Annotated in this window: 18 protein-coding genes; 8 read left to right on the forward strand and 10 right to left on the reverse strand. The window is 53.8% G+C overall.

The annotated features are described in order from the left end of the window. Window positions 1–213 precede the first annotated feature (213 nt). Window positions 214–2,505, forward strand: coding sequence for a phosphatidylglycerol--membrane-oligosaccharide glycerophosphotransferase (gene opgB, locus SK33_RS20275; RefSeq protein ID WP_048219773.1), 2,292 nt, complete (start codon window positions 214–216; stop codon window positions 2,503–2,505). Window positions 2,506–2,548: 43 nt separating this feature from the next. On the opposite strand, the gene SK33_RS20280 is transcribed toward opgB, so the two are convergent. Continuing rightward, a complete protein-coding gene (locus tag SK33_RS20280) occupies window positions 2,549–3,994 on the reverse strand; it encodes a tagaturonate reductase (RefSeq protein WP_048219775.1) in 1,446 nt (481 codons plus the stop codon). A gap of 13 nt (window positions 3,995–4,007) precedes the next feature. After that, complete coding sequence (locus SK33_RS20285; RefSeq protein ID WP_032948468.1) at window positions 4,008–5,030, reverse strand: zinc-binding alcohol dehydrogenase family protein; 1,023 nt, start codon at window positions 5,028–5,030, stop codon at window positions 4,008–4,010. A gap of 136 nt (window positions 5,031–5,166) precedes the next feature. Here SK33_RS20285 and SK33_RS20290 point away from each other — a divergent pair, with 136 nt between their 5' ends. From SK33_RS20290 to SK33_RS20300, 3 genes are all read left to right on the forward strand, one after another. Continuing rightward, the gene (locus SK33_RS20290; RefSeq protein WP_003019148.1) at window positions 5,167–6,081 is read left to right on the forward strand and encodes a GntR family transcriptional regulator; all 915 of its coding nucleotides are present in this window, start codon (window positions 5,167–5,169) and stop codon (window positions 6,079–6,081) included. Window positions 6,082–6,294: 213 nt separating this feature from the next. Beyond that, window positions 6,295–7,656: an MFS transporter gene (locus tag SK33_RS20295; RefSeq protein ID WP_003019150.1), complete on the forward strand. Its 1,362-nt coding sequence runs from the start codon at window positions 6,295–6,297 to the stop codon at window positions 7,654–7,656. A gap of 52 nt (window positions 7,657–7,708) precedes the next feature. Further along, a complete protein-coding gene (locus tag SK33_RS20300) occupies window positions 7,709–8,224 on the forward strand; it encodes a GNAT family N-acetyltransferase (protein WP_048219777.1) in 516 nt (171 codons plus the stop codon). 85 nt (window positions 8,225–8,309) lie between these two features. Here SK33_RS20300 and tsr read toward each other — a convergent pair whose 3' ends face one another. Next, window positions 8,310–9,971, reverse strand: a complete 1,662-nt coding sequence (gene tsr / locus SK33_RS20305; protein WP_003019155.1) for a methyl-accepting chemotaxis protein — start codon at window positions 9,969–9,971, stop codon at window positions 8,310–8,312. A gap of 365 nt (window positions 9,972–10,336) precedes the next feature. Between tsr and btsT the strand changes: the two genes are divergently transcribed. From btsT to yjiA, 3 genes are all read left to right on the forward strand, one after another. Continuing rightward, window positions 10,337–12,487: a pyruvate/proton symporter BtsT gene (gene btsT, locus SK33_RS20310; RefSeq protein ID WP_048219778.1), complete on the forward strand. Its 2,151-nt coding sequence runs from the start codon at window positions 10,337–10,339 to the stop codon at window positions 12,485–12,487. Between the two features lie 110 nt (window positions 12,488–12,597). Further along, the gene (locus tag SK33_RS20315) at window positions 12,598–12,792 is read left to right on the forward strand and encodes a YbdD/YjiX family protein (RefSeq protein ID WP_003830038.1); all 195 of its coding nucleotides are present in this window, start codon (window positions 12,598–12,600) and stop codon (window positions 12,790–12,792) included. Window positions 12,793–12,804: 12 nt separating this feature from the next. Beyond that, window positions 12,805–13,761 (forward strand): GTPase, encoded by a 957-nt coding sequence (yjiA, locus tag SK33_RS20320; protein WP_003019163.1) that lies wholly within the window; start codon window positions 12,805–12,807, stop codon window positions 13,759–13,761. A gap of 63 nt (window positions 13,762–13,824) precedes the next feature. Here yjiA and SK33_RS20325 read toward each other — a convergent pair whose 3' ends face one another. The 6 genes from SK33_RS20325 to SK33_RS20350 form a co-directional block, all read right to left on the reverse strand. Continuing rightward, window positions 13,825–14,127: a BrnA antitoxin family protein gene (locus SK33_RS20325; RefSeq protein ID WP_003019167.1), complete on the reverse strand. Its 303-nt coding sequence runs from the start codon at window positions 14,125–14,127 to the stop codon at window positions 13,825–13,827. Continuing rightward, window positions 14,114–14,401: a BrnT family toxin gene (locus SK33_RS20330; protein ID WP_003019170.1), complete on the reverse strand. Its 288-nt coding sequence runs from the start codon at window positions 14,399–14,401 to the stop codon at window positions 14,114–14,116. The genes SK33_RS20325 and SK33_RS20330 overlap by 14 nt, the downstream gene beginning before the upstream one ends. A 152-nt stretch (window positions 14,402–14,553) precedes the next feature. Next, window positions 14,554–15,618, reverse strand: coding sequence for a DUF2955 domain-containing protein (locus SK33_RS20335; protein WP_048219780.1), 1,065 nt, complete (start codon window positions 15,616–15,618; stop codon window positions 14,554–14,556). Beyond that, the gene (locus tag SK33_RS20340) at window positions 15,608–16,675 is read right to left on the reverse strand and encodes an HlyD family secretion protein (protein WP_032948464.1); all 1,068 of its coding nucleotides are present in this window, start codon (window positions 16,673–16,675) and stop codon (window positions 15,608–15,610) included. Before SK33_RS20340 ends, SK33_RS20335 begins: the two co-directional genes overlap by 11 nt. A gap of 6 nt (window positions 16,676–16,681) precedes the next feature. After that, window positions 16,682–17,146, reverse strand: coding sequence for a MarR family winged helix-turn-helix transcriptional regulator (locus tag SK33_RS20345; RefSeq protein WP_003019178.1), 465 nt, complete (start codon window positions 17,144–17,146; stop codon window positions 16,682–16,684). Window positions 17,147–17,293: 147 nt separating this feature from the next. Next, window positions 17,294–17,458 (reverse strand): DUF1127 domain-containing protein, encoded by a 165-nt coding sequence (locus SK33_RS20350; protein WP_003019180.1) that lies wholly within the window; start codon window positions 17,456–17,458, stop codon window positions 17,294–17,296. Between the two features lie 177 nt (window positions 17,459–17,635). Between SK33_RS20350 and SK33_RS20355 the strand changes: the two genes are divergently transcribed. Beyond that, window positions 17,636–19,048 (forward strand): aminotransferase-like domain-containing protein, encoded by a 1,413-nt coding sequence (locus SK33_RS20355; RefSeq protein ID WP_048219782.1) that lies wholly within the window; start codon window positions 17,636–17,638, stop codon window positions 19,046–19,048. Window positions 19,049–19,099: 51 nt separating this feature from the next. Here SK33_RS20355 and SK33_RS20360 read toward each other — a convergent pair whose 3' ends face one another. Next, window positions 19,100–20,050 carry an Rpn family recombination-promoting nuclease/putative transposase gene (locus SK33_RS20360; protein ID WP_048219783.1) on the reverse strand — a complete coding sequence of 317 codons (951 nt, stop codon included), beginning with the start codon at window positions 20,048–20,050 and terminating at the stop codon, window positions 19,100–19,102. Window positions 20,051–20,111: the final 61 nt, after the last annotated feature.

Here is a 20,111-nt window from a genome sequence, read left to right on the forward strand (position 1 = left end):
TAACCTGCGCGGCATCTATTTTTTACCCCATTACATTCACACGTTAAATAACTAGTAAATCCCCTGCAAAAAACACACATATCTAAACCAATTCTGAATAACAACGTAATTTAATGTCACTACAATTGCAGCAATATAACATCGCTATTACATTGTGCTTTCCCCTAATGATTAGCCTGCCAGGCATGTGCCCGGTTTATTGAGGATCGACCGTTGTCAGAATTAATCTCCATCACTCTGTTTCTCGCTTCAGTGCTGATTTACGCCTGGAAAGCGGGTCGCAACACCTGGTGGTTTGCCGCCACGTTAACGGTGCTGGGGATTTTTATTGTCCTGAATATCACGCTGTACGCCAGTGACTATTTCACCGGCGACGGGATCAATGACGCGGTACTCTACACGCTGACCAACAGCCTGACCGGCGCGGGGATTGGAAAATATATTTTGCCGGGGGTCGGCATCGCGCTGGCGCTGACGACGGTTTTTGTCGCGCTCGGTTGGATCCTGCGCCGCCGTCGCCATCACCCGCATCATGTGGGTTACAGTCTGCTGGCCCTGCTGCTGGCGCTGGCCTCCGTTGACGCCAGCCCGGCTTTTCACCAGATAACCGAACTGGTGAAGTCGCAGTCGCGCGATGGCGATCCGGATTTCACGACGTATTATAAAGAGCCGTCGAAAACCATTCCCAACCCGAAGCTGAACCTGGTGTATATCTACGGTGAGAGCCTCGAGCGCACCTATTTTAATAACGACGCGTTCCCGGATCTGACCCCGGAACTCGGCGCGTTAAAAAATGAAGGTCTGGATTTCAGCAATACCATGCAACTGCCGGGTACCGATTACACCATCGCCGGGATGGTCGCCTCCCAGTGCGGTATTCCGCTGTTTGCGCCATTTGAAGGCAACGCCTCGGCGTCGGTCTCAAGTTTCTTCCCTAACAATATCTGTCTGGGCGATATCCTGAAAAACTCCGGCTATCAGAACTACTTTGTGCAGGGTGCCAACCTGCGCTTTGCCGGCAAAGACGTGTTCCTGAAATCTCACGGCTTTGACCATCTGTACGGTGCGGAAGAGTTAAAAAGCGTGGTGGCGGACCCGGCCTATCGTAACGACTGGGGCTTCTACGACGATACCGTGCTGGACGCAGCATGGAAAAAATTCGAAGAGCTTTCGCGCTCGGGCCAGCGTTTTTCACTGTTTAACCTGACCGTGGATACCCATCATCCGGATGGATTTATCTCACGTAGCTGCAACCGTAAACGTTATGACATCGACGGGAAGGCCAACCAGTCGTTCAGCGCGGTCAGTTGCAGCCAGGAAAACATTGCCGAATTTATCAATAAAATCAAAGCATCGCCGTGGTTTAAAGATACCGTTATCGTTGTTTCTTCCGATCATCTGGCGATGAACAACACCGCATGGAAGTATCTGAACAAGCAGGATCGTAACAACCTGTTCTTCGTGCTGCGCGGCGACCAACCGCAACAGGACACGCTGGCGGTAAAACGTAATACGATGGATAACGGCGCAACGGTACTGGATATTCTCGGCGGCGATAACTTTATCGGTCTTGGCCGTAGCAGCTTGTCGAGCGAATCCGTGTCGGAAGTATTCCTGAACATTAAAGAAAAAATGCTGGCGTGGAAGCCCGATATCATTCGCCTGTGGAATTTCCCGAAAGAGATGAAAGAGTTCACCGTCGACCAGGACAAAAATATGATCTCCTTCTCCGGCAGCCATTTCCGCTTGCCGTTGCTGCTGCGTGTATCGGACAAACGCGTCGAGCCGCTGCCGGAAAGCGAATACTCGGCCCCGCTGCGCTTCCAGCTGGCTGATTTTGCCCCGCGCGATAACTTTGTCTGGGTCGATCGCTGCTACAAAATGGCGCAACTGTGGGCGCCGGAGCTGGCGCTTTCTACCGACTGGTGCGTTTCACAGGGTCAGTTAGGCGGGCAGCAAATTGTGCAGCACGTCGACAAAGCCAAATGGAAAAGTAAAACCGTATTTAAAGATACGGTGATCGACATGGAGCGCTACAAAGGTAACGTCGATACGCTGAAAATTGTCGATAACGACATTCGCTACAAAGCAGATAGCTTCGTTTTCAACGTGGCGGGCGCGCCGGAAGAGGTGAAACAATTTAGCGGTATTTCACGCCCCGAATCCTGGGGACGCTGGTCCAATGCGCAGCTCAGCGAAGAAGTAACGATAGAGTACAAAGCCCCGTTGCCGAAGAAATTCGATCTGGTCATTACCGCGAAAGCCTTCGGCGACAATGCCAATCGTCCGATCCCCGTGCGCGTTGGCAACGAGGAACAGACGCTGGTGTTAGGCCATGACGTCAGCACCACTACCTTACATTTTGATAACCCGGCGGATGCCGATACGCTGGTTATTGTTCCACCCGATCCGGTCGCCACCAACGAGGGCAATATTCTCGGTCACTCACCGCGTAAGCTGGGGATCGGGATGGTTGAAATCAAAATAGTGGCTGCTCAGGGATAAAAAAAACAGCGCCCAACACCACACCGGGCGCTGCATGGCAACCTTATTCCAGACTGTTCACCGCCTGGCGCATACCCTGCACCAGAATCATCTCCAGGTTGGCCGTCACCTGCCCGGCAAGCCCAGGTAACAACGTCAAATCCTCTCCCCAGTGCGCCGCATCGCCAAGCACTGAATCCACCAGTTCACGCAGCGTTAAATCATTGCCAACTCGCGGCCACAGGCTGGCATAGAGGCTTACCCACTGCTCATCATCCTGTATCGGATAGCGTTCCCCGTTACGCTCTGCGCGATAAAACGACAGCAGCGCAGCGAGGGCAAACGTTAACCGCACTGGCCAGCGCCCATTTTGCTCACCCGCCAGCAGTTGCGGCAAAATTCGGGTGCGGAATTTAGTCATCCCGTTAAGCGCAATGGAAAGCAACTGGTGGCGAATGTAGGGGTTCTGAAAACGCCCGCTCACCGCGTCGGCAAATTCTCGCAGTTCGTCCGCCGGGAGATCCAACACCGGAATAATCTCCTCACTAATCGCCCGCTCGACAAAGCGGCGGATATCAGCATCCTGCATCGCCTCGCCAACGGTCTCCAACCCGCACAGCCACGCCACCGGCACCAGCGCCGTATGCGCGCCATTGAGAATAGCGACTTTGCGCTCTTTGTACGGTTTGATATCGCTCACTACACGGATATTCAGCGGACACTGCGCCAGCTTCAGCTCCTCTGCCAGCCACTGCGGCCCCTGGATCACAAACAGGTAAAAATGCTCCGCGGTATCGAGAAACGCATCATGATAGCCAAGTGTAGCCTCCAGCGCAGCGGCTTCTTCGCGCGGGTAGCCGGTGACAATACGGTCAACCAGCGTGGAACAGAACGTGTTTGCCGTCTCCACCCAGTCGGCAAATGCCGGAGGAAGCTGCCACTCCTGCGCATACCGCAGCACCAGGGTTTTGAGCGCCTCACCGTTATAGTCGATAAGCTCGCACGGGATAATTACCCAGCCCTTATCCACCGCGCCCTCAAAGTGGTTAAAGCGCTCCAGCAGCAGGCGCGTCAGTTTGGCCGGAAAGCTCACTGGCGGCGCATCATCCACACAGTCTGCCGCGTGATAGCTAATTCCGGCTTCGGTAGTATTTGAAAACACAAAACGGATATCTGCATTGTGCGCCAGCGCCAGATACGCCGCGAAATCCTGGTACGGGTTGATTTCGTTATTCACCGACCGGATAAGCCGCGCCTCACTCACCGCCTCACCCTGCTCGTTTAGCCCGCGAATAAGCGTGGTATACAGCCCGTCCTGGGTATTCAGCGACGGCGGGAAATCGGTATTAATTGGCCGAACGATAGTCACGCCAGCGTTCAGATCGGTATGCTCGTTGAGGATATCCAGTTGCCAGTCGACAAACGCCCGCAGAAAGTTACCTTCTCCAAACTGGATCACACGCGTTGGGTAGCTGGCTCCCGGAAAATCACGTCGATTCAATGTTTTCATCCTGTTTTCCCTCTCAGAACGTGATCACGCCTTTAATCAGTTCACGGTTGTTGATTACATCCCGCTCGTAGATTTCAGCCAGTGTGGCAAACGCGTAACGGTGCGTAAGCATCATGTCGGCGGTCAATTTGCCTTCCGACATCAGGCGGCCTACTTTGGCGAAATCTTCCGGCGTGGCGTTGCGACTGCCCATCATGGTGGTCTCTTTCTTGTGGAACTCAGGGTCAGAGAACTGCAAATCGCCTTTAAACAACCCAACGAAAACGATGCTGCCACCATGACGAATCAAATTCACCGTGTTATTCATCGCATGCTGATTCCCCGTGGCATCAATCACCTTTTGCGCCAGCGAACCGCCAAACTGAGCGCGCAGCTGCGCATCAAAATCTTCAGCGGATGGGTCGATAACCGGGAGTCCCAGGCGGGAAACCACATGGTCTCGGCGCGCCGGACTGGTATCGGCGACCACCACCTGTGCGCCATCGGCTTTGGCAATCGCTGCTGCCCCCAGGCCAATCGGACCAGCGCCGACCACCAACACCTGCTCACCCGACGCCACCGCCGCCCGGCGTACCGCATGCGCGCTGATGGCATAAGGCTCAATCAGCGCCGCCGCCTGCGGGTCAATCCCCTGCGCATCCAGCAGGTTGGTCACCGGAACGGACAAATATTCACTGAAACCGCCATCCTGGTGCACGCCAATTACTGAAATCTTCTCGCAGCAGTTGGTGCGCCCGCTCAGGCATGCCGGACACTGCTGGCAGGCCACGTAAGGAATAACCGCCACCTGCTGACCATTTTTCAGATTCTGTATATTCTTACCCAGCCCGACAATTTCCCCACATATTTCATGCCCTAATACACGTGGGTAGCTGAAAAAAGGTTGATTGCCACCCCAGGCATGAATATCGGTACCACAAATCCCTACCGATTTAATTTTTATTAATGCTTCGCTCTCACCCGGAATAGGTATTTCGCGTTCTTTCCAGACTAATTTTTTAGGTTCCTGGCAAATCAACGTATTCATCGTAGACATGATTCTGCTCTCCTGTTTTTTGTTTCCTCAGATATCAACGAAAATAAAAAAGACGGAGAAAGCAGAAACACAATCTGTGAATCCCAGCGCATAAAAATGTTTTAAATCGGGTTTTAATAGATAAAAAGGAGAAGCCATGAGCCGTTCGCAGAACTTACGCCACAATGTGATTAACCAGATTATCGATGATATGGCGCGTGGTCATATCCCTTCCCCTCTCCCGTCGCAAAGCGCATTAGCGGAGATGTACAACATCAGCCGCACCACTGTGCGTCATATGCTGAGCCACTTAGGCGAGTGCGGCGTTCTGACCCAGGTCGGCAGCCACTATGTTATCGTGCGTAAACCCGACCATGACGACGGTTTTGCCTGCACCACCGCCTCCATGACTGAGCAAAACAGGATTTTTGAGCAGGCGTTTTTCACCATGATCAACCAGCGCCAGCTGCGTGCAGGCGAGAGCTTCTCCGAACTGCAGCTTGCCAGAGCCGCGGGCGTCAGTCCGGTAGTCGTACGGGAATATCTTTTAAAATTCGAACGTTACAACCTGATCAAAAACGAAAAACGCGGTCAGTGGAGCATGAAGCAGTTCGATCAGGCCTATGCGGAGCAGCTGTTTGAACTCAGAGAAATGCTGGAAACCCATTCCCTGCAACATTTTCTCAATCTGCCCGACGATGACCCACGCTGGCTGCAAGCGAAAACGCTGCTGGAACGCCACCGGATCCTGCGCGACAGCATCGGCAGCAGCTTTCGTATGTTCTCGCAGTTAGACCGTGAGTTTCATGCCTTGCTGCTCTCTGCTGCCGATAATATATTTTTCAATCAATCACTTGAAATCATCTCCGTGATTTTCCACTTCCACTATCAGTGGGATGAGAGCGACCTCAAACAACGCAACATCATTGCCATCGATGAGCATATGACCATCCTCAGCGCGCTGATCTGCCGCAGCGACCTGGATGCCACCCTGGCGCTTTGTAACCATTTGAATTCAGCCAAACAATCAATGATTCGTTCCATCAACCAGAGTCATAGCGCCGCCCATTAAGTACCGATAAAAAACAGCAAATCATTACCGGGAGCACGATTTTATAAAAATAAAAACGCCTGAAAAATACCTCTTGCCTATGCTCACGCTAAGTCGACTGCATTAAAAACTTTTGTGAGCGGTGATGAGCAAATTGATTCATCACCGGTATTTTTTCAATACTGCACAGTCCTGCTGTGTGAAAAATAAATTATTGAGGTTCAGGAGTCCGGCGTGGAAAAAAATAATATTACCCTCGACCCGAGTTCTTCGTTTGGCACGTCATCATCTGCGGATATTAATGTTCCGCCTGAGGGCATGGTGCAACGCAGTAGCCGAATAAAACGCATTCAAACCACGGCAATGATTTTATTATTTTTTGCTGCGGTTATTAATTACCTCGACCGCAGTTCTCTGTCGGTCGCCAACTTAACGATTCGTGAAGAACTGGGGCTGAGCGCCACGCAAATCGGCGTGCTGCTGTCGGTATTTTCTCTCGCTTATGGTATTGCGCAATTGCCCTGCGGCCCGCTGCTGGATCGCAAAGGTCCGCGCATTATGCTGGGGCTGGGGATGTTCTTCTGGTCGCTGTTTCAGGCGATGTCCGGCATGGTGCATACCTTCACTCAGTTTGTGCTGGTACGTATCGGGATGGGGATTGGTGAAGCGCCAATGAACCCGTGCGGCGTAAAGGTCATCAACGACTGGTTTAACATCAAAGAGCGCGGCCGCCCGATGGGATTATTCAACGCCGCCTCCACCATCGGGGTTGCCATTAGCCCGCCGATTCTGGCTGCCATGATGCTGGTAATGGGCTGGCGCTGGATGTTCATCACCATTGGCGTGCTGGGTATTTTCCTCGCCATCGGCTGGTACATGCTGTATCGCAACCGCGAGCAAATTGAGCTGAGCGCCACGGAACAAGCGTACCTGAACGCTGGTAGCGTCAATGCCCGCCGAGATCCGCTGAGCTTTGCCGAATGGCGCAGCCTGTTTCGCAACCGTACCATGTGGGGCATGATGCTGGGCTTTAGCGGCATCAACTATACCGCATGGTTATACCTGGCCTGGCTGCCGGGCTACCTGCAAACCTCCTACAACCTGGATTTAAAAAGCACCGGATTAATGGCGGCGATCCCGTTCCTGTTTGGCGCAGCCGGCATGTTGATTAACGGCTTTGTCACCGACTGGCTGGTAAAAGGCGGTATGGCGCCGATTAAGAGCCGTAAGATTTGTATAATCGCCGGGATGTTCTGCTCTGCAGCCTTCACCTTCGTTGTGCCGCAGGCCACAACGTCGATGGCCGCCGTGTTACTGATCGGTATGGCGCTGTTCTGTATCCACTTCGCCGGTACCTCGTGCTGGGGCCTGATCCACGTCGCCGTCGCCTCACGCATGACCGCTTCCGTGGGCAGTATCCAGAACTTTGCCAGCTTTATCTGCGCATCGTTTGCGCCGATCGTCACCGGATTTATTGTTGATACCACCAACTCTTTCCGCCTGGCGCTGATCATCTGTGGCTGCGTCACCATGGTGGGGGCCCTTGCCTACATCTTCCTGGTTCGCCAGCCCATTAGCGATCCACGTAAAGATTAATCCTCCAGATGCCCGATAACACCGTGCTTATCGGGCATGTTATGCTCCTCGTATGAACATCACCTTACGCGCTACTACTCTGGCAGACACAGCCGCTCTTCCCGCCATCGAACGATCTGCGGGGCAACGTTTTTTACAGATCCCGGAACTGGCGTGGATTGCTGATGACCAGATTATATCGGCTGCTCAGCATCAGGCATTTGCCGCCACTGGCTTGAGCTGGCTGGCGCAGGCCGATGAGCATCCGGTCGGCTTTTTAGTCGCCGAAACGCTGGATTCATCGCTGTTCATTGCAGAACTGTCGCTGCATCAGGAGTGGCAGGGAAAAGGAATTGGCCGCCGATTAATTTGCTATGTTGCCGAACAGGCGCGCGAGAAAGGTTACACGTCGCTTACGCTGACCACCTTCCGCGATGTGCCGTGGAATGCGCCATGGTACGCGCGACTGGGATTTGAAATGTTGGCTGAAGAGACGCTGCCTGCAAAGTTGCTCCAGAAAAGAGAAGAGGAAGCAGCGCATGGACTGGCATATGAATCGCGCTGCGCCATGCGCCTGATGTTGCGCTAATTGCCCGATGGCGGCTACGCCTTATCGGGCCTACGTAACATTCCCGTAGGCCGGATAAGCGATAGCGCCATCCGGCATCACAGTCTTAGAACGTTTCCCAGTTATCCCCGGCATCCGCTACCGCGGCTTTACGCGGCTGGACTGTTGAAACCGGTTTAGCGGCCGCAACGTCACGCGCGCGCTGTTGGTCATGCTGAATACGGAACACGGCAACGGCCTGAGTCAGGCGGCTGGCCTGCTCTTCCAGCGCGGCAGCGGCAGCGGCGGACTCTTCCACCAGCGAGGCGTTCTGCTGCGTCACACGATCCATCTCGGCAACGGCCAGACCAACCTGATCAATACCGCGGCTCTGTTCATCAGAAGCAGAGGCGATTTCCCCCATGATATCGGTCACGCGGGTTACCGCATTAACGATCTCATCCATGGTTTCACCGGCGCTTTCAACCAGCGTTGAACCGACATCCACACGGCTGACCGAGTCTTCAATCAGGCTCTTAATCTCGCGCGCGGCCTGTGCACTACGCTGGGCCAGGTTACGCACTTCACCCGCCACCACCGCAAATCCACGGCCCTGCTCGCCCGCACGTGCGGCTTCTACTGCGGCGTTGAGTGCCAGAATATTGGTCTGGAAGGCAATGCCGTCGATGACGCTAATAATGTCGGCGATCTTCTGCGAACTGGAAGCGATATCACGCATGGTTTGCACCACGTTGTCCACCACTTTGCCGCCTTTCTGCGCGGTTTCCGACGCACTCAGCGCCAGATGGCTGGCCTGACGCGCGTTTTCGGCGTTCTGCTTCACAGTTGCCGTCAGCTGTTCCATGCTGGCTGCGGTTTCTTCCAGAGATGCAGCCTGCTGTTCGGTACGCGAGGAGAGATCGTTATTGCCCATCGCAATCTCGCTGGCCCCGCTGTAAATCGCATTGGCGCCGTTACGCACGTCACCCACGGTGTTCATCAGCTCACCCTGCATGTGACGCAGGCTTTCCGCCAGTTGCCCAATCTCGTTGGAACCTTCCACTTCAATACGCTTCACCAGATCGCCGCTGGCGATATGACGAATGCTGTCAATCAGACGGTTCATTGGGGAAATAAGAGTCAGTTTGATACCAAACCAGACCGCAATAATCGCCGCCAGAACGGTGATCAGCACACAAACCAGCACCCACATCGCCTGGCTGTAAGAGCTGTTGTTATCTTCCACAGCGATGTCATACAGGCGATCGTTCTGCTGCATGTAATTGATATACTGCTTCTCAAAACCATCCTGATAACTCTGCGTCGGTTGATCAAAGAACGCGTTGATCTTCCCGTCACCCAGTAACTGGATCAGCTCCGCCAGCGCACCGTGATAGATGTCATAGGTGCGGTTGATCTCCTGGAAAGCGGCTTCGCTTTGGCGCGGATCGCGCGGGAGCGACTCGTAAATCGCCCAGTTTTTTTCCGTCAGCTTCAGCGCCGTACTCGCCACCTGCATCAGCTCGGCAACGGTCGCGCCGCTGCCGATATTGCTCTGATCCATCATGTAGCGAATGCCTGCCCGATTCAGGGTGTTACGCGTTTGCAGCAGCTCAACCCAGGTGGCGTTCAGCGCAGACTGTTGCTGGCGAATGGTTTGCAGAACGGTAAAGTTCTCTTTGTCATTCTTAAGTGAGTTAAAAAACAAGCCGCCCGAGGCGAGCTGTAAAAGGCCAAATAGCGCCAATACCAGCAGTAAGCTGGTAACAATCTTCATACGTTTTAACATGTTTTCTCTTTCCGCTAGACAGATGTCAGAATTTTCGGCCTGGAAAGGGAAAACTTTATGAAATTTGTGCTAGTTGAATCGATCTCAGCATCGACGATTCGTCGATCTACGCCGTCTGCCAAAGCGCTAAGCGGGTTTATTAGTGATCTCAATCACATAAATATACCCGTTAGTCCCCACCGCTTACCGCTCGCTGACACTTGGGACCGCTTAAGCTGACATACAACCGCTCACTTATTTACCTTACTTTACGCGCGTAATTCTCTGGCAAGATCCCCCCAACATAGCAGTCAAATAACCTCCTCAAACACAAGATCTAACCCACGCGGCTTCGGCCAATTATTAATTAGATACCAGGTTTTACTATGGATACGAAAAAGATATTCAAGCACATACCCTGGGTGATTCTCGGAATCATCGGTGCATTCTGCCTCTCGGTAGTGGCATTACGTCGGGGTGAACACATTAGTGCCCTGTGGATCGTAGTCGCCTCAGTTTCTGTTTATCTGGTGGCTTATCGTTACTACAGTTTGTACATCGCCCAAAAGGTGATGAAACTTGACCCGACGCGCGCCACGCCGGCGGTCATCAACAATGATGGTCTGAACTACGTTCCAACCAACCGTAACGTGTTGTTTGGTCACCACTTTGCTGCTATCGCAGGTGCAGGTCCGCTGGTTGGGCCGGTACTGGCCGCGCAGATGGGCTACCTGCCTGGTACGCTGTGGTTGCTGGCGGGCGTAGTGTTGGCCGGTGCAGTACAGGACTTCATGGTGCTGTTTATCTCTTCTCGCCGTAACGGCGCATCTCTGGGTGAGATGATCAAAGAAGAGATGGGCCCGATCCCGGGAACCATTGCGCTGTTCGGCTGCTTCTTAATCATGATCATCATCCTCGCAGTACTGGCGTTGATCGTGGTGAAAGCACTGGCTGAAAGCCCGTGGGGTGTGTTCACCGTCTGCTCAACCGTACCTATCGCGCTGTTCATGGGGATCTACATGCGATTCCTGCGCCCAGGACGCGTGGGCGAAGTGTCGGTGATTGGTATTGTGTTGCTGGTTGCCTCCATCTACTTCGGCGGCGTGATTGCGCACGACCCGTACTGGGGCCCGGCGCTGACCTTTAAAGACACCACTATTACCTTCACCCTGATCGGTTACGCGTTTATCTCTGCGCTGCTGCCGGTATGGCTGATCCTCGCCCCGCGCGACTATCTGGCGACCTTCCTGAAAATCGGCGTTATCGTCGGTCTGGCGGTGGGGATTGTTATCCTCAACCCGGAACTGAAAATGCCGGCGATGACCCAGTACGTTGATGGTACTGGCCCACTGTGGAAAGGCGCTCTGTTCCCGTTCCTGTTCATCACCATCGCGTGTGGTGCGGTATCTGGCTTCCACGCGCTGATCGCTTCCGGTACTACACCGAAGCTGCTGGCCTGTGAAACCGACGCGCGTTTCATTGGTTACGGCGCGATGCTGATGGAATCCTTCGTGGCGATTATGGCACTGGTTGCTGCATCCATCATCGAACCGGGTCTGTACTTCGCAATGAACACCCCGCCTGCGGGCCTTGGCATCACCATGCCGAACCTGCATGAAATGAGCGGTGAGAACGCCCCGCTGATTATGGCGCAGTTGAAAGACGTTACCGCACACGCAGCGGCAACCGTCAGCTCCTGGGGCTTTGTGATTTCGCCTGAGCAGATCCTGCAAACCGCGAAAGACATCGGCGAGCCGTCCGTTCTGAACCGCGCAGGTGGTGCACCGACGCTGGCCGTTGGTATCGCCCACGTGTTCCACAAAGTGCTGCCGATGGCTGACATGGGCTTCTGGTACCACTTCGGTATCCTGTTCGAAGCGCTGTTCATCCTGACCGCACTGGACGCCGGTACCCGTTCTGGCCGCTTTATGCTGCAAGATTTACTGGGTAACTTCGTTCCGTTCCTGAAGAAAACCGACTCTCTGGTTGCGGGTATCATTGGTACTGCGGGCTGCGTAGGCCTGTGGGGTTACCTGCTGTATCAAGGTGTTGTTGACCCGCTGGGCGGCGTTAAGAGCCTGTGGCCGCTGTTCGGTATCTCTAACCAGATGCTGGCTGCCGTGGCGCTGGTTCTCGGCACCGTGGTGCTGGTTAAAATGCAGCGCACCAAATACATCTGGGTTACCGTGGTTCCGGCAGTATGGCTGCTTATCTGCACCACCTGGGCGCTGGGTCTGAAACTGTTCAGCACCAACCCGCAGATGGAAGGCTTCTTCTTCATGGCGAATCAGTACAAAGAGAAGATTGCTAACGGCGGCGAACTGACCGCTCAACAGATTGCCAACATGAACCACATCGTCGTCAACAACTACACCAACGCAGGCTTGAGTATTCTGTTCCTGGTGGTGGTGTACAGCATCATTTTCTACGGGTTCCGTACCTGGCAGAAAGCCCGCGCCATCGACGGTCGATCTGATAAAGAGACACCGTATGTACCGGTGCCGGAAGGCGGCGTGAAAACCTCTTCACATCATTAAGCCGTAATTGCCGGATGGCGCTGCGCTCATCCGGCCTACAAAATGTGCAGTATGTAGGCCGGATAAGGCGCAAGCCGCCATCCGGCTTTATTCATTAACAGGACGGCAGAATGTTTGGTACTTTAGGTCAGGCAAAAAAATATCTCGGTCAGGCGGCGAAAATGCTGATTGGCATTCCGGACTACGACAACTACGTCGAGCACATGAAGACCAACCATCCCGATAAGCCGTACATGACCTACGAAGAATTCTTCCGCGAGCGCCAGGAAGCCCGCTACGGTAGCGGCGGAAGCAGTTGCTGTTAGAAGGAGAAGTGAATGACCCCGATTGCAGTTACCCTACTCACCGGTTTTCTTGGCGCGGGTAAAACCACCCTGCTGCGCCATATTCTCAACGAGCAGCACGGTTACAAGATTGCCGTTATCGAAAACGAATTCGGCGAAGTCTCGGTGGACGATCAGCTGATTGGCGATCGCGCAACACAGATCAAAACCCTGACCAACGGCTGCATCTGCTGCACCCGTTCGAGCGAACTGGAAGACGCGCTGCTCGATCTGCTCGACAACCTCGACAAAGGCACCATCAATTTCGACCGTCTGGTGATCGAATGCACCGGCATGGCCGATCCCGGCCCGATTATTCAGACCTTTTTCTCCCATGAAGTAATTTGCGAACGCTACCTGCTGGACGGTGTGATTGCGCTGGTTGACGCGGTGCATGCCGACGAGCAGATGAACCAGTTCACCATTGCCCAGTCGCAGGTAGGCTACGCCGACCGCATCCTGCTGACCAAAACCGACGTAGCAGGTGAAAGCGAAAAACTGCGTGAGCGCCTGGCGCGCATCAACGCCCGTGCGCCGATTTACACCGTGACGCATGGCGATATCGACCTCGCGCAACTGTTCGACACCAACGGTTTTATGCTGGAAGAGAACGTGGTCAGCGCCAAACCGCGCTTCCACTTTATCGCCGACAAACAAAACGATATTTCCTCGATCGTCGTCGAGCTGGATTACCCGGTGAACATCAGCGACGTGTCCAGGGTGATGGAAAATCTATTGCTGGAATCCGCCGAGAAGCTGCTGCGCTACAAAGGCATGCTGTGGATTGAAGGCGAACCAAACCGCCTGCTGTTCCAGGGCGTCCAGCGCCTATACAGCGCCGACTGGGACCGCCCGTGGGGCGACGAACAACCGTACAGCCAACTGGTGTTTATTGGTATTAATCTGCCGGAAGACGAGATCAGAGCCGCGTTTGCGGGATTGAAGAAGTAGATTTTTTGTAGGCCGGATAAGGCGCAGCCGCCATCCGGCACTCACTGCCCCAGTATATTCTGACTATTTCTTATTTTGCTCGCGCAGCATCGCTTCGCGCAAAATGGCATTAAGGCGCGTCTGATATCCTTTTCCTGGACGTTTCAGCCACTCCATCACATCGGCATCAATACGCACCGAGGCCTGCGTTTTTAAGGGACGGAAAAACTTACCGCGTGTGGCCTCTGACCACTGCTTATCTTCGGTCACGGGAATGTCACTGTAATCGATATCATCATCCGATTTATTCGCCAGCGCTTTCAGTTCAGCCTCATGCTGAGCACTCAGCGCGGATACGCTGCCGCGTTTATGCTTAACCATGCTCATAACGATTCCTCTCCTTACTGTCTGCCTTTCTGGCACTGATGATACGAATGACTTCAAAGCCACTTTCAAACCTAACGCTATGGGCAACCAGAATAACCACAATGCCATGAACGAGACCGATGGTCTGCCAGCGATACTCACCGTTCTCATGCCGATCCTGCCGCGAAAGATGTTGGGGATCGTCAAACACCAGCACCGCATCCTCAAACCGGACACCGTGTTTTCTCAGGTTACTTTGTGCCTTGTTTGCATCCCATTCAAACTCCATTGGCATGTATTTCATCCCTAATTGTATATACAAAAATGTATATACAATTATCTTATGATTATAGCGAAATTGTTGGAAATAACATCACATTTTGCTGTTGAAAGGATGAACTTTAGTAGGCCGGATAAGGCGCAGCCGCCATCCGGCATTGCAGCCACTCACTCGGTGATCACAAATCGTGTCGCCGCAAAGCAGTTCAATATCCGGTGCACCAGAAATACCATCGTTAACGTGGCCAGCAGCGCCACGGTAACGGAGGTGATGCGGTAGAGATCGCTGAACACCAGATCGCTGTCCGGATGCAGGTTCTGGCCGAACATAATGCCGATGGTGGTGATACTGGCAAAACCCACGCCCGCACCGACTTTTTCCATCACGTGCAGGCGGGCGCTGAACGCCAGCCCGAGGCCAATCAGCGGCATCATCAACAGCATATGGTTGCTGAAATCATACACCAGCAGTTGCACCAGCAGAATGTACAGACAAGCCAGTACCACGCCGACCACACGCCAGAGAGAGCTCAACACCGCGCCACGATAATGCATCGGAAACAGGATCAAAATACCCGCCATCAGCGCCGACAGCGAATCGCTCAAGTCACAAATCTGAAAGACCACAAAAATCATTGTCGCCACCGAACCGGAGAGCAGCGACTCGTGGCGAACCCGGGCGTCATCTTTCTCAATGCGCGGCGGCGGCTGTCGGGGTTCCACGTCCGGGATCAGATAATGCAGCAGCGCACTCAGCGCCACCGCCATGACGCAGGCTTCCATATTGGAGAACATCAGCGTATGCCAGTTGGTGGTGGGATAGCTCATAAAATTGAGCATCGTGCTCTGGCACACCACGCCCATTGAGCCGAACAGAAACAGCGGTCCTTTGCTCATCAAACGAAAACGCACCACGTACAGGCTAAATACCACCAGCGTCATAATCAGCGGCCATTGTGAGAGATAGCCGACAATCAGCACCATTTCGACGCAATTCATCGCCGCGCTGAACACAAACTGTTTTGCCACATGGCGGTTGAACACCGGTACCAGCGACAACAGCATCAGCGGATAAACCACAAAAAACACGCCGTACTGCACGTTATAAAAGGTCGAGATACTCAGCGCGATTGTCCCGGCAACCGAGATACGCAGGGTCTGGCGAAAATCATTGGCGGTGTAGACAATATTCCCGTGCGGCGTAAAGACGTGGGCCAGAGTGTTAATAGACATAATGCAGCCAGCTAACGAGATGGATCTGCGCCCCGGCAAAGGTGCGGGCGAACATCCCCTCGCTGTTGTACAGCTGTACCGTGGCGCGCGCCCCGGTCGGCAACGGCGTGTCGAGCGGTTCGTTCAGCGCGACGTGAATACGCATACGTTGGGCGTCGCGCACCCAGCGGGTAGACTGTTCCGGTTGCGACAGCTGGCCGTTAACCTGCTCCTGTCCTGCCAAAATACCGGCATCGCTGCTGGTGACGCGAGCAGAGAAAACCTTGCCCGGCATGGCGTCGAACACCACCGCGGCATCGGTATCCACTTTAGTGTGACGCAGGCTTTTCTCGCGAAAGTCGGCCACGATATCGGTCTGGTGGCTGACCAGCGCCAGCAATGGCGTGGCGGCAGTGGCGTAAAGTCCGGGACTAAGCTGGAGATTGCTCACCGTACCGTCGGTCTGGGCATACACTTTGCTCCAGCCGAGGTTCAGTTGCGCCTCTTCCAGCGCGTTACGGTATTTTTGTAGCGTCACGTTACGCTTATCATCGCGCTCGCCCCGTTGGATCAGCAGGTTCTGAATACTGGCATTGAGCGCCGACACCGACTGCTCGCTGGTTTGCCAGGCGGTGCGCACCTTGTCGAGATCGGCTTGCGACACGTTCTGCATGGCACTCAGGCGCTGATAGCGGTCAAAGGTGGTCTTGTCGTTCCGGGTGTTAAATTGCGCGGTACGCAGGTTGGCACGCTCAGAGGCGATCTGCGCATCCAGCTGTTGGTTGCTCAGCTTTGCTTGCTCAAGGGCGATTTGCGCAGCCTCGACCTTATTGATAAACGGCGTCGGATCCAGTTCGTACAGCAAATCGCCCTTTTTCACCTGGCTATTGTTATGTACATGCACCTGCGAGACGTAGCCGGATACGCGTGAGGAAACAGGCGTTACCACACGCATCACCGTGGAGTCCGGTGTTAGCGGGATCCAGATATCGGCAACGATAAACCAGGCGAATATAACCAGGAAAGCGGCAATACTCACCCTTACCCAACGGGCAAATTTTTGTTCTGGGGTCATCATAGTTTTTTAGTGTTGATTGTCTTCTTCGCGGATTGTCCGCAAATTGCAGGCGAGTTGATTTAAGGTCGAGCTGAAGGCGGCAAGCTCCGCTTCAGGGATGGTACACGTAACGCGATGTTGATAGTTCTCAATCACCCGGTTTAGTTCTTCCAGCCTTGCGCGGCCTTGCTCGGTCAGCGTGAGCAGGCGAATGCGTTTGTCATAAGGCGATGTGGAACGCAGCAGATAGCCGTGCTTTTCCAACTGTGAGAGGGTGCGCATCAGCGGCGGCAGTTCAATACCCTGCACCTCCGCCAGTTCACTGACCGAGACGTTGTCTCCCAGTTGATACAGCTGCATCAATACCGTCCAGCTTGACTGCGTCAGGCCAGTGTCGGTAATGGCTGCATCAATAATGGCCCGCCACTGGCGCACCACCATTGCCATGCGCATCCCCATAGGGCGGCGGGCAAACAGTTCATCTTCAGTCATGTATCCTTCCCCTCATCGCTGATGAAGAAAATAATACTTATCATGGTAAGTATCAAGAAACACATCATTCAGAAGCATGAATTGATAAATACCATGAATACAAAAGAGGCCGGGCGATAACCCCCAGCCTCTGCCGATGAAAGAAAATCACTCCACCTGATCGCGTCGCAGCCCGACGTCCCGCAGCCGCTCGTCGCTCATCTGTTGCAATAGGCGCCGCGTTTGCGCTCGCAGCCGCCACGCCTTGTATGCCCGCCAGATCAGTACAAACCCAATAAACGGCTGTTTTGCTTTATTCTCGTGAAATTCCATACCTTGCCTCCCCGCCTTGCCAGAGGCTTTATCTTCACGGATTTGGCCCAAAACAATACAGACTCACAAAGTACTTTTATTTAACATACAGATTGGTTAAAAAGAGTTCTGCATCGCTTTTTTCACGCCAATCTGTACTGGTTTATTAATCTGTATGGTACCCATGAGGGATACAGCATGACGCGTTACCAACATCTGGCCAATCTGCTGGCCGAACGCATTGAGCAAGGTCTGTATCGCCATGGCGAAAAACTGCCTTCGGTACGCAGCCTGAGCCAGGAGCACGGGGTCAGCATCAGCACCGTCCAGCAGGCGTATCAGACGCTGGAACAATTACGGCTGATCACGCCGCAGCCGCGTTCCGGTTATTTTGTCGCACCACAAAAAGCACAGCCGCCGGTGCCGCTGATGTCGCGCCCGGTCCAGCGTCCAGTTGAGATCACCCAGTGGGATCAGGTGCTGGACATGCTTGCAGGTCATGCAGACAAATCGATAATCCCTTTTAGCAGTGGCGTGCCCGATATCAATCAACCCAGCCTGAAGCCGCTCTGGCGCGAGCTAAGTCGCGTGGCGCAGCATAATCTCAAGGCGGTTCTGGGCTACGATGAATTACCAGGCTGTCGCGAATTGCGTCAACAGATTGCCCGGCTCATGCTGGACGGAGGTTCGGTCATCAATGCGGATGATATTGTGATCACCAGCGGGAGTCAGAGCGGGATGTCACTGGCGCTGCTGGCAGTCTGCCAGCCAGGAGATATCGTCGCCGTAGAATCGCCCGCCTATTACGGCACGATGCAGCTGCTACGCGGATTAGGGATCAAAGTTATAGAAATCCCAACCGATCCGGATACAGGGATCAGCATTGAAGCGCTGGAACTGGCGCTGGATCAGTGGCCGATTAAAGGGGTGATTCTGGTTCCTAACTGCAATAATCCCCTCGGATTTATTATGCCGGATGCACGTAAGCGGGCGGTCCTCGCCCTCGCCCAGCAGCACGATATTGTCATTTTTGAAGATGATGTGTACGGAGAGCTTGCCACGGAATATCCCCGTCCGCGCACAATACACTCCAGGGACAGCGATGGTCGGGTGCTACTGTGCAGTTCATTTACCAAATCCGTGGCGCCGGGGTTGCGCGTCGGTTGGGTTATTCCCGGTCGTTATCACGATAAATTTCTGCATATGAAATATGCCGTCATCGGCACTAACGTTCCTGCTACGCAGCTGGCGGCCGCCGCTTTCGTGCGCGAGGGGCATTATCATCGGCATGTTCGCCGTATGCGTCAGATCTACCAGCGGAATATGGAGCTCTACACCTGTTGGGTACGGGAATACTTCCCCTGCGGGATCTGCGTCACCCGACCAAAAGGCGGCTTTATGCTGTGGGTCGAGCTGCCGCTACAGGTCGATATGGTCTGTGTCGCTAAGCAGCTCTGCCGCCTCAAAATCCAGGTCGCACCGGGTTCGCTGTTCTCCGCATCAGGAAAGTATCGCAACTGCGTACGCATCAACTGCGCGTTGCCGCCAAACGAGAAGCATCGGGAAGTGATGCAGAAGCTCGGCGAGGCGGTAAAGGTGGCGATAGAGTAAATCAGACCGCCCGGTGCTACCGGGCTGGCGATTGCACGGATTAAGTCATTTCTAATGGCTTACGCCCTGAATCTCTTCAACGGAAAGTCGGGTAATTTTTTGCACCGTGCTGAGATCAGTACCGTCGGTCAGCATGGTGCGGGCAATACGCAGCGCCTCGGTGCGTTGCCCCTCAATTAAACCTTCTTGTTTACCTTCCTGCTTACCTTTTTGCTGGCCTTCGAGCCACCCTTTTTGAAATCCAGCCTCATGCAATCTGTCCGCGATCGTCATTAAATGCTCCTTATGCTGTGGTGAACGTTCAGCAACCCCACGAATAAACTCACTGAAGCGAGGTGCATCGCCAGTTTGCAAAATATAATTAAACAGCGTCTTTATCTGGCTGTCATTAGTCACTCCCGTAAGTAGCAGGGAAACAATTTGCTCAACAAGCCCCATAAGATCGCGCTGACGGATATGTTTTTGGATTAACTCCAACAGCGCCATGCGTCGATGCTGCACAATTTCGTCATCTGGGATAACCGTAATATCCACCAGCGGAAACGCCGCAGCATACACCTGACGTGCCAGCTTCGGGTTGGCAAACTCGTCCAGCCAACATAGCGAATAAGGGTACGGACTTTTAGCGCCGTGATAGAACAGCATCGGCACCACCAGCGGCAACTGCTGATGTCCGGCATCCAGATGTTTCTGCATGGCCGCAACTGCATAGCGCATCAGTCTGAATGCCATATGCGCATCCGGCGTGCTTTGGTGTTCAATCACCACATAAATATATCCATTCCCTTCTGTCGTATTCACCGACCACAGCACATCGGAATAGTACGCACGTAAATTCTCTTCGATAAAACTGTCTGACTCGAGTTTCAGCGTCTGAAGATCGCAAAGTTCGCGTAGCGAGGCAGGAAGATGTATTTGCAGAAAATCCCGTGCAGTCTCAGGGTGACGTAAAAATGTTTTAAAAACCGCATCATGCGGTGTGGAAGTCGGCGCTTTGTTCATGGCGATCCGTCACCTGGAAATAAGATGCCATGACTGTAGCGCCGCAAAGCCACACCCTCAC

Source organism: Citrobacter sp. MGH103, assembly GCF_001034475.2.
GTDB classification, from domain to species: Bacteria; Pseudomonadota; Gammaproteobacteria; order Enterobacterales; family Enterobacteriaceae; genus Citrobacter; species Citrobacter freundii.

What these genes read in the sequence shown, in the direction of transcription:
- SK33_RS20280 (WP_048219775.1), bottom strand. Translation starts at nt 3,994, where the DNA reads ATGAAAACATTGAATCGACGTGATTTTCCGGGAGCCAGCTACCCAACG.
- SK33_RS20285 (WP_032948468.1), bottom strand. Translation starts at nt 5,030, where the DNA reads ATGTCTACGATGAATACGTTGATTTGCCAGGAACCTAAAAAATTAGTC.
- SK33_RS20290 (WP_003019148.1), top strand. Translation starts at nt 5,167, where the DNA reads ATGAGCCGTTCGCAGAACTTACGCCACAATGTGATTAACCAGATTATC.
- SK33_RS20300 (WP_048219777.1), top strand. Translation starts at nt 7,709, where the DNA reads ATGAACATCACCTTACGCGCTACTACTCTGGCAGACACAGCCGCTCTT.
- tsr (WP_003019155.1), bottom strand. Translation starts at nt 9,971, where the DNA reads ATGTTAAAACGTATGAAGATTGTTACCAGCTTACTGCTGGTATTGGCG.
- btsT (WP_048219778.1), top strand. Translation starts at nt 10,337, where the DNA reads ATGGATACGAAAAAGATATTCAAGCACATACCCTGGGTGATTCTCGGA.
- SK33_RS20315 (WP_003830038.1), top strand. Translation starts at nt 12,598, where the DNA reads ATGTTTGGTACTTTAGGTCAGGCAAAAAAATATCTCGGTCAGGCGGCG.
- yjiA (WP_003019163.1), top strand. Translation starts at nt 12,805, where the DNA reads ATGACCCCGATTGCAGTTACCCTACTCACCGGTTTTCTTGGCGCGGGT.
- SK33_RS20325 (WP_003019167.1), bottom strand. Translation starts at nt 14,127, where the DNA reads ATGAGCATGGTTAAGCATAAACGCGGCAGCGTATCCGCGCTGAGTGCT.
- SK33_RS20330 (WP_003019170.1), bottom strand. Translation starts at nt 14,401, where the DNA reads ATGCCAATGGAGTTTGAATGGGATGCAAACAAGGCACAAAGTAACCTG.
- SK33_RS20335 (WP_048219780.1), bottom strand. Translation starts at nt 15,618, where the DNA reads ATGTCTATTAACACTCTGGCCCACGTCTTTACGCCGCACGGGAATATT.
- SK33_RS20340 (WP_032948464.1), bottom strand. Translation starts at nt 16,675, where the DNA reads ATGATGACCCCAGAACAAAAATTTGCCCGTTGGGTAAGGGTGAGTATT.
- SK33_RS20345 (WP_003019178.1), bottom strand. Translation starts at nt 17,146, where the DNA reads ATGACTGAAGATGAACTGTTTGCCCGCCGCCCTATGGGGATGCGCATG.
- SK33_RS20350 (WP_003019180.1), bottom strand. Translation starts at nt 17,458, where the DNA reads ATGGAATTTCACGAGAATAAAGCAAAACAGCCGTTTATTGGGTTTGTA.
- SK33_RS20355 (WP_048219782.1), top strand. Translation starts at nt 17,636, where the DNA reads ATGACGCGTTACCAACATCTGGCCAATCTGCTGGCCGAACGCATTGAG.
- SK33_RS20360 (WP_048219783.1), bottom strand. Translation starts at nt 20,050, where the DNA reads ATGAACAAAGCGCCGACTTCCACACCGCATGATGCGGTTTTTAAAACA.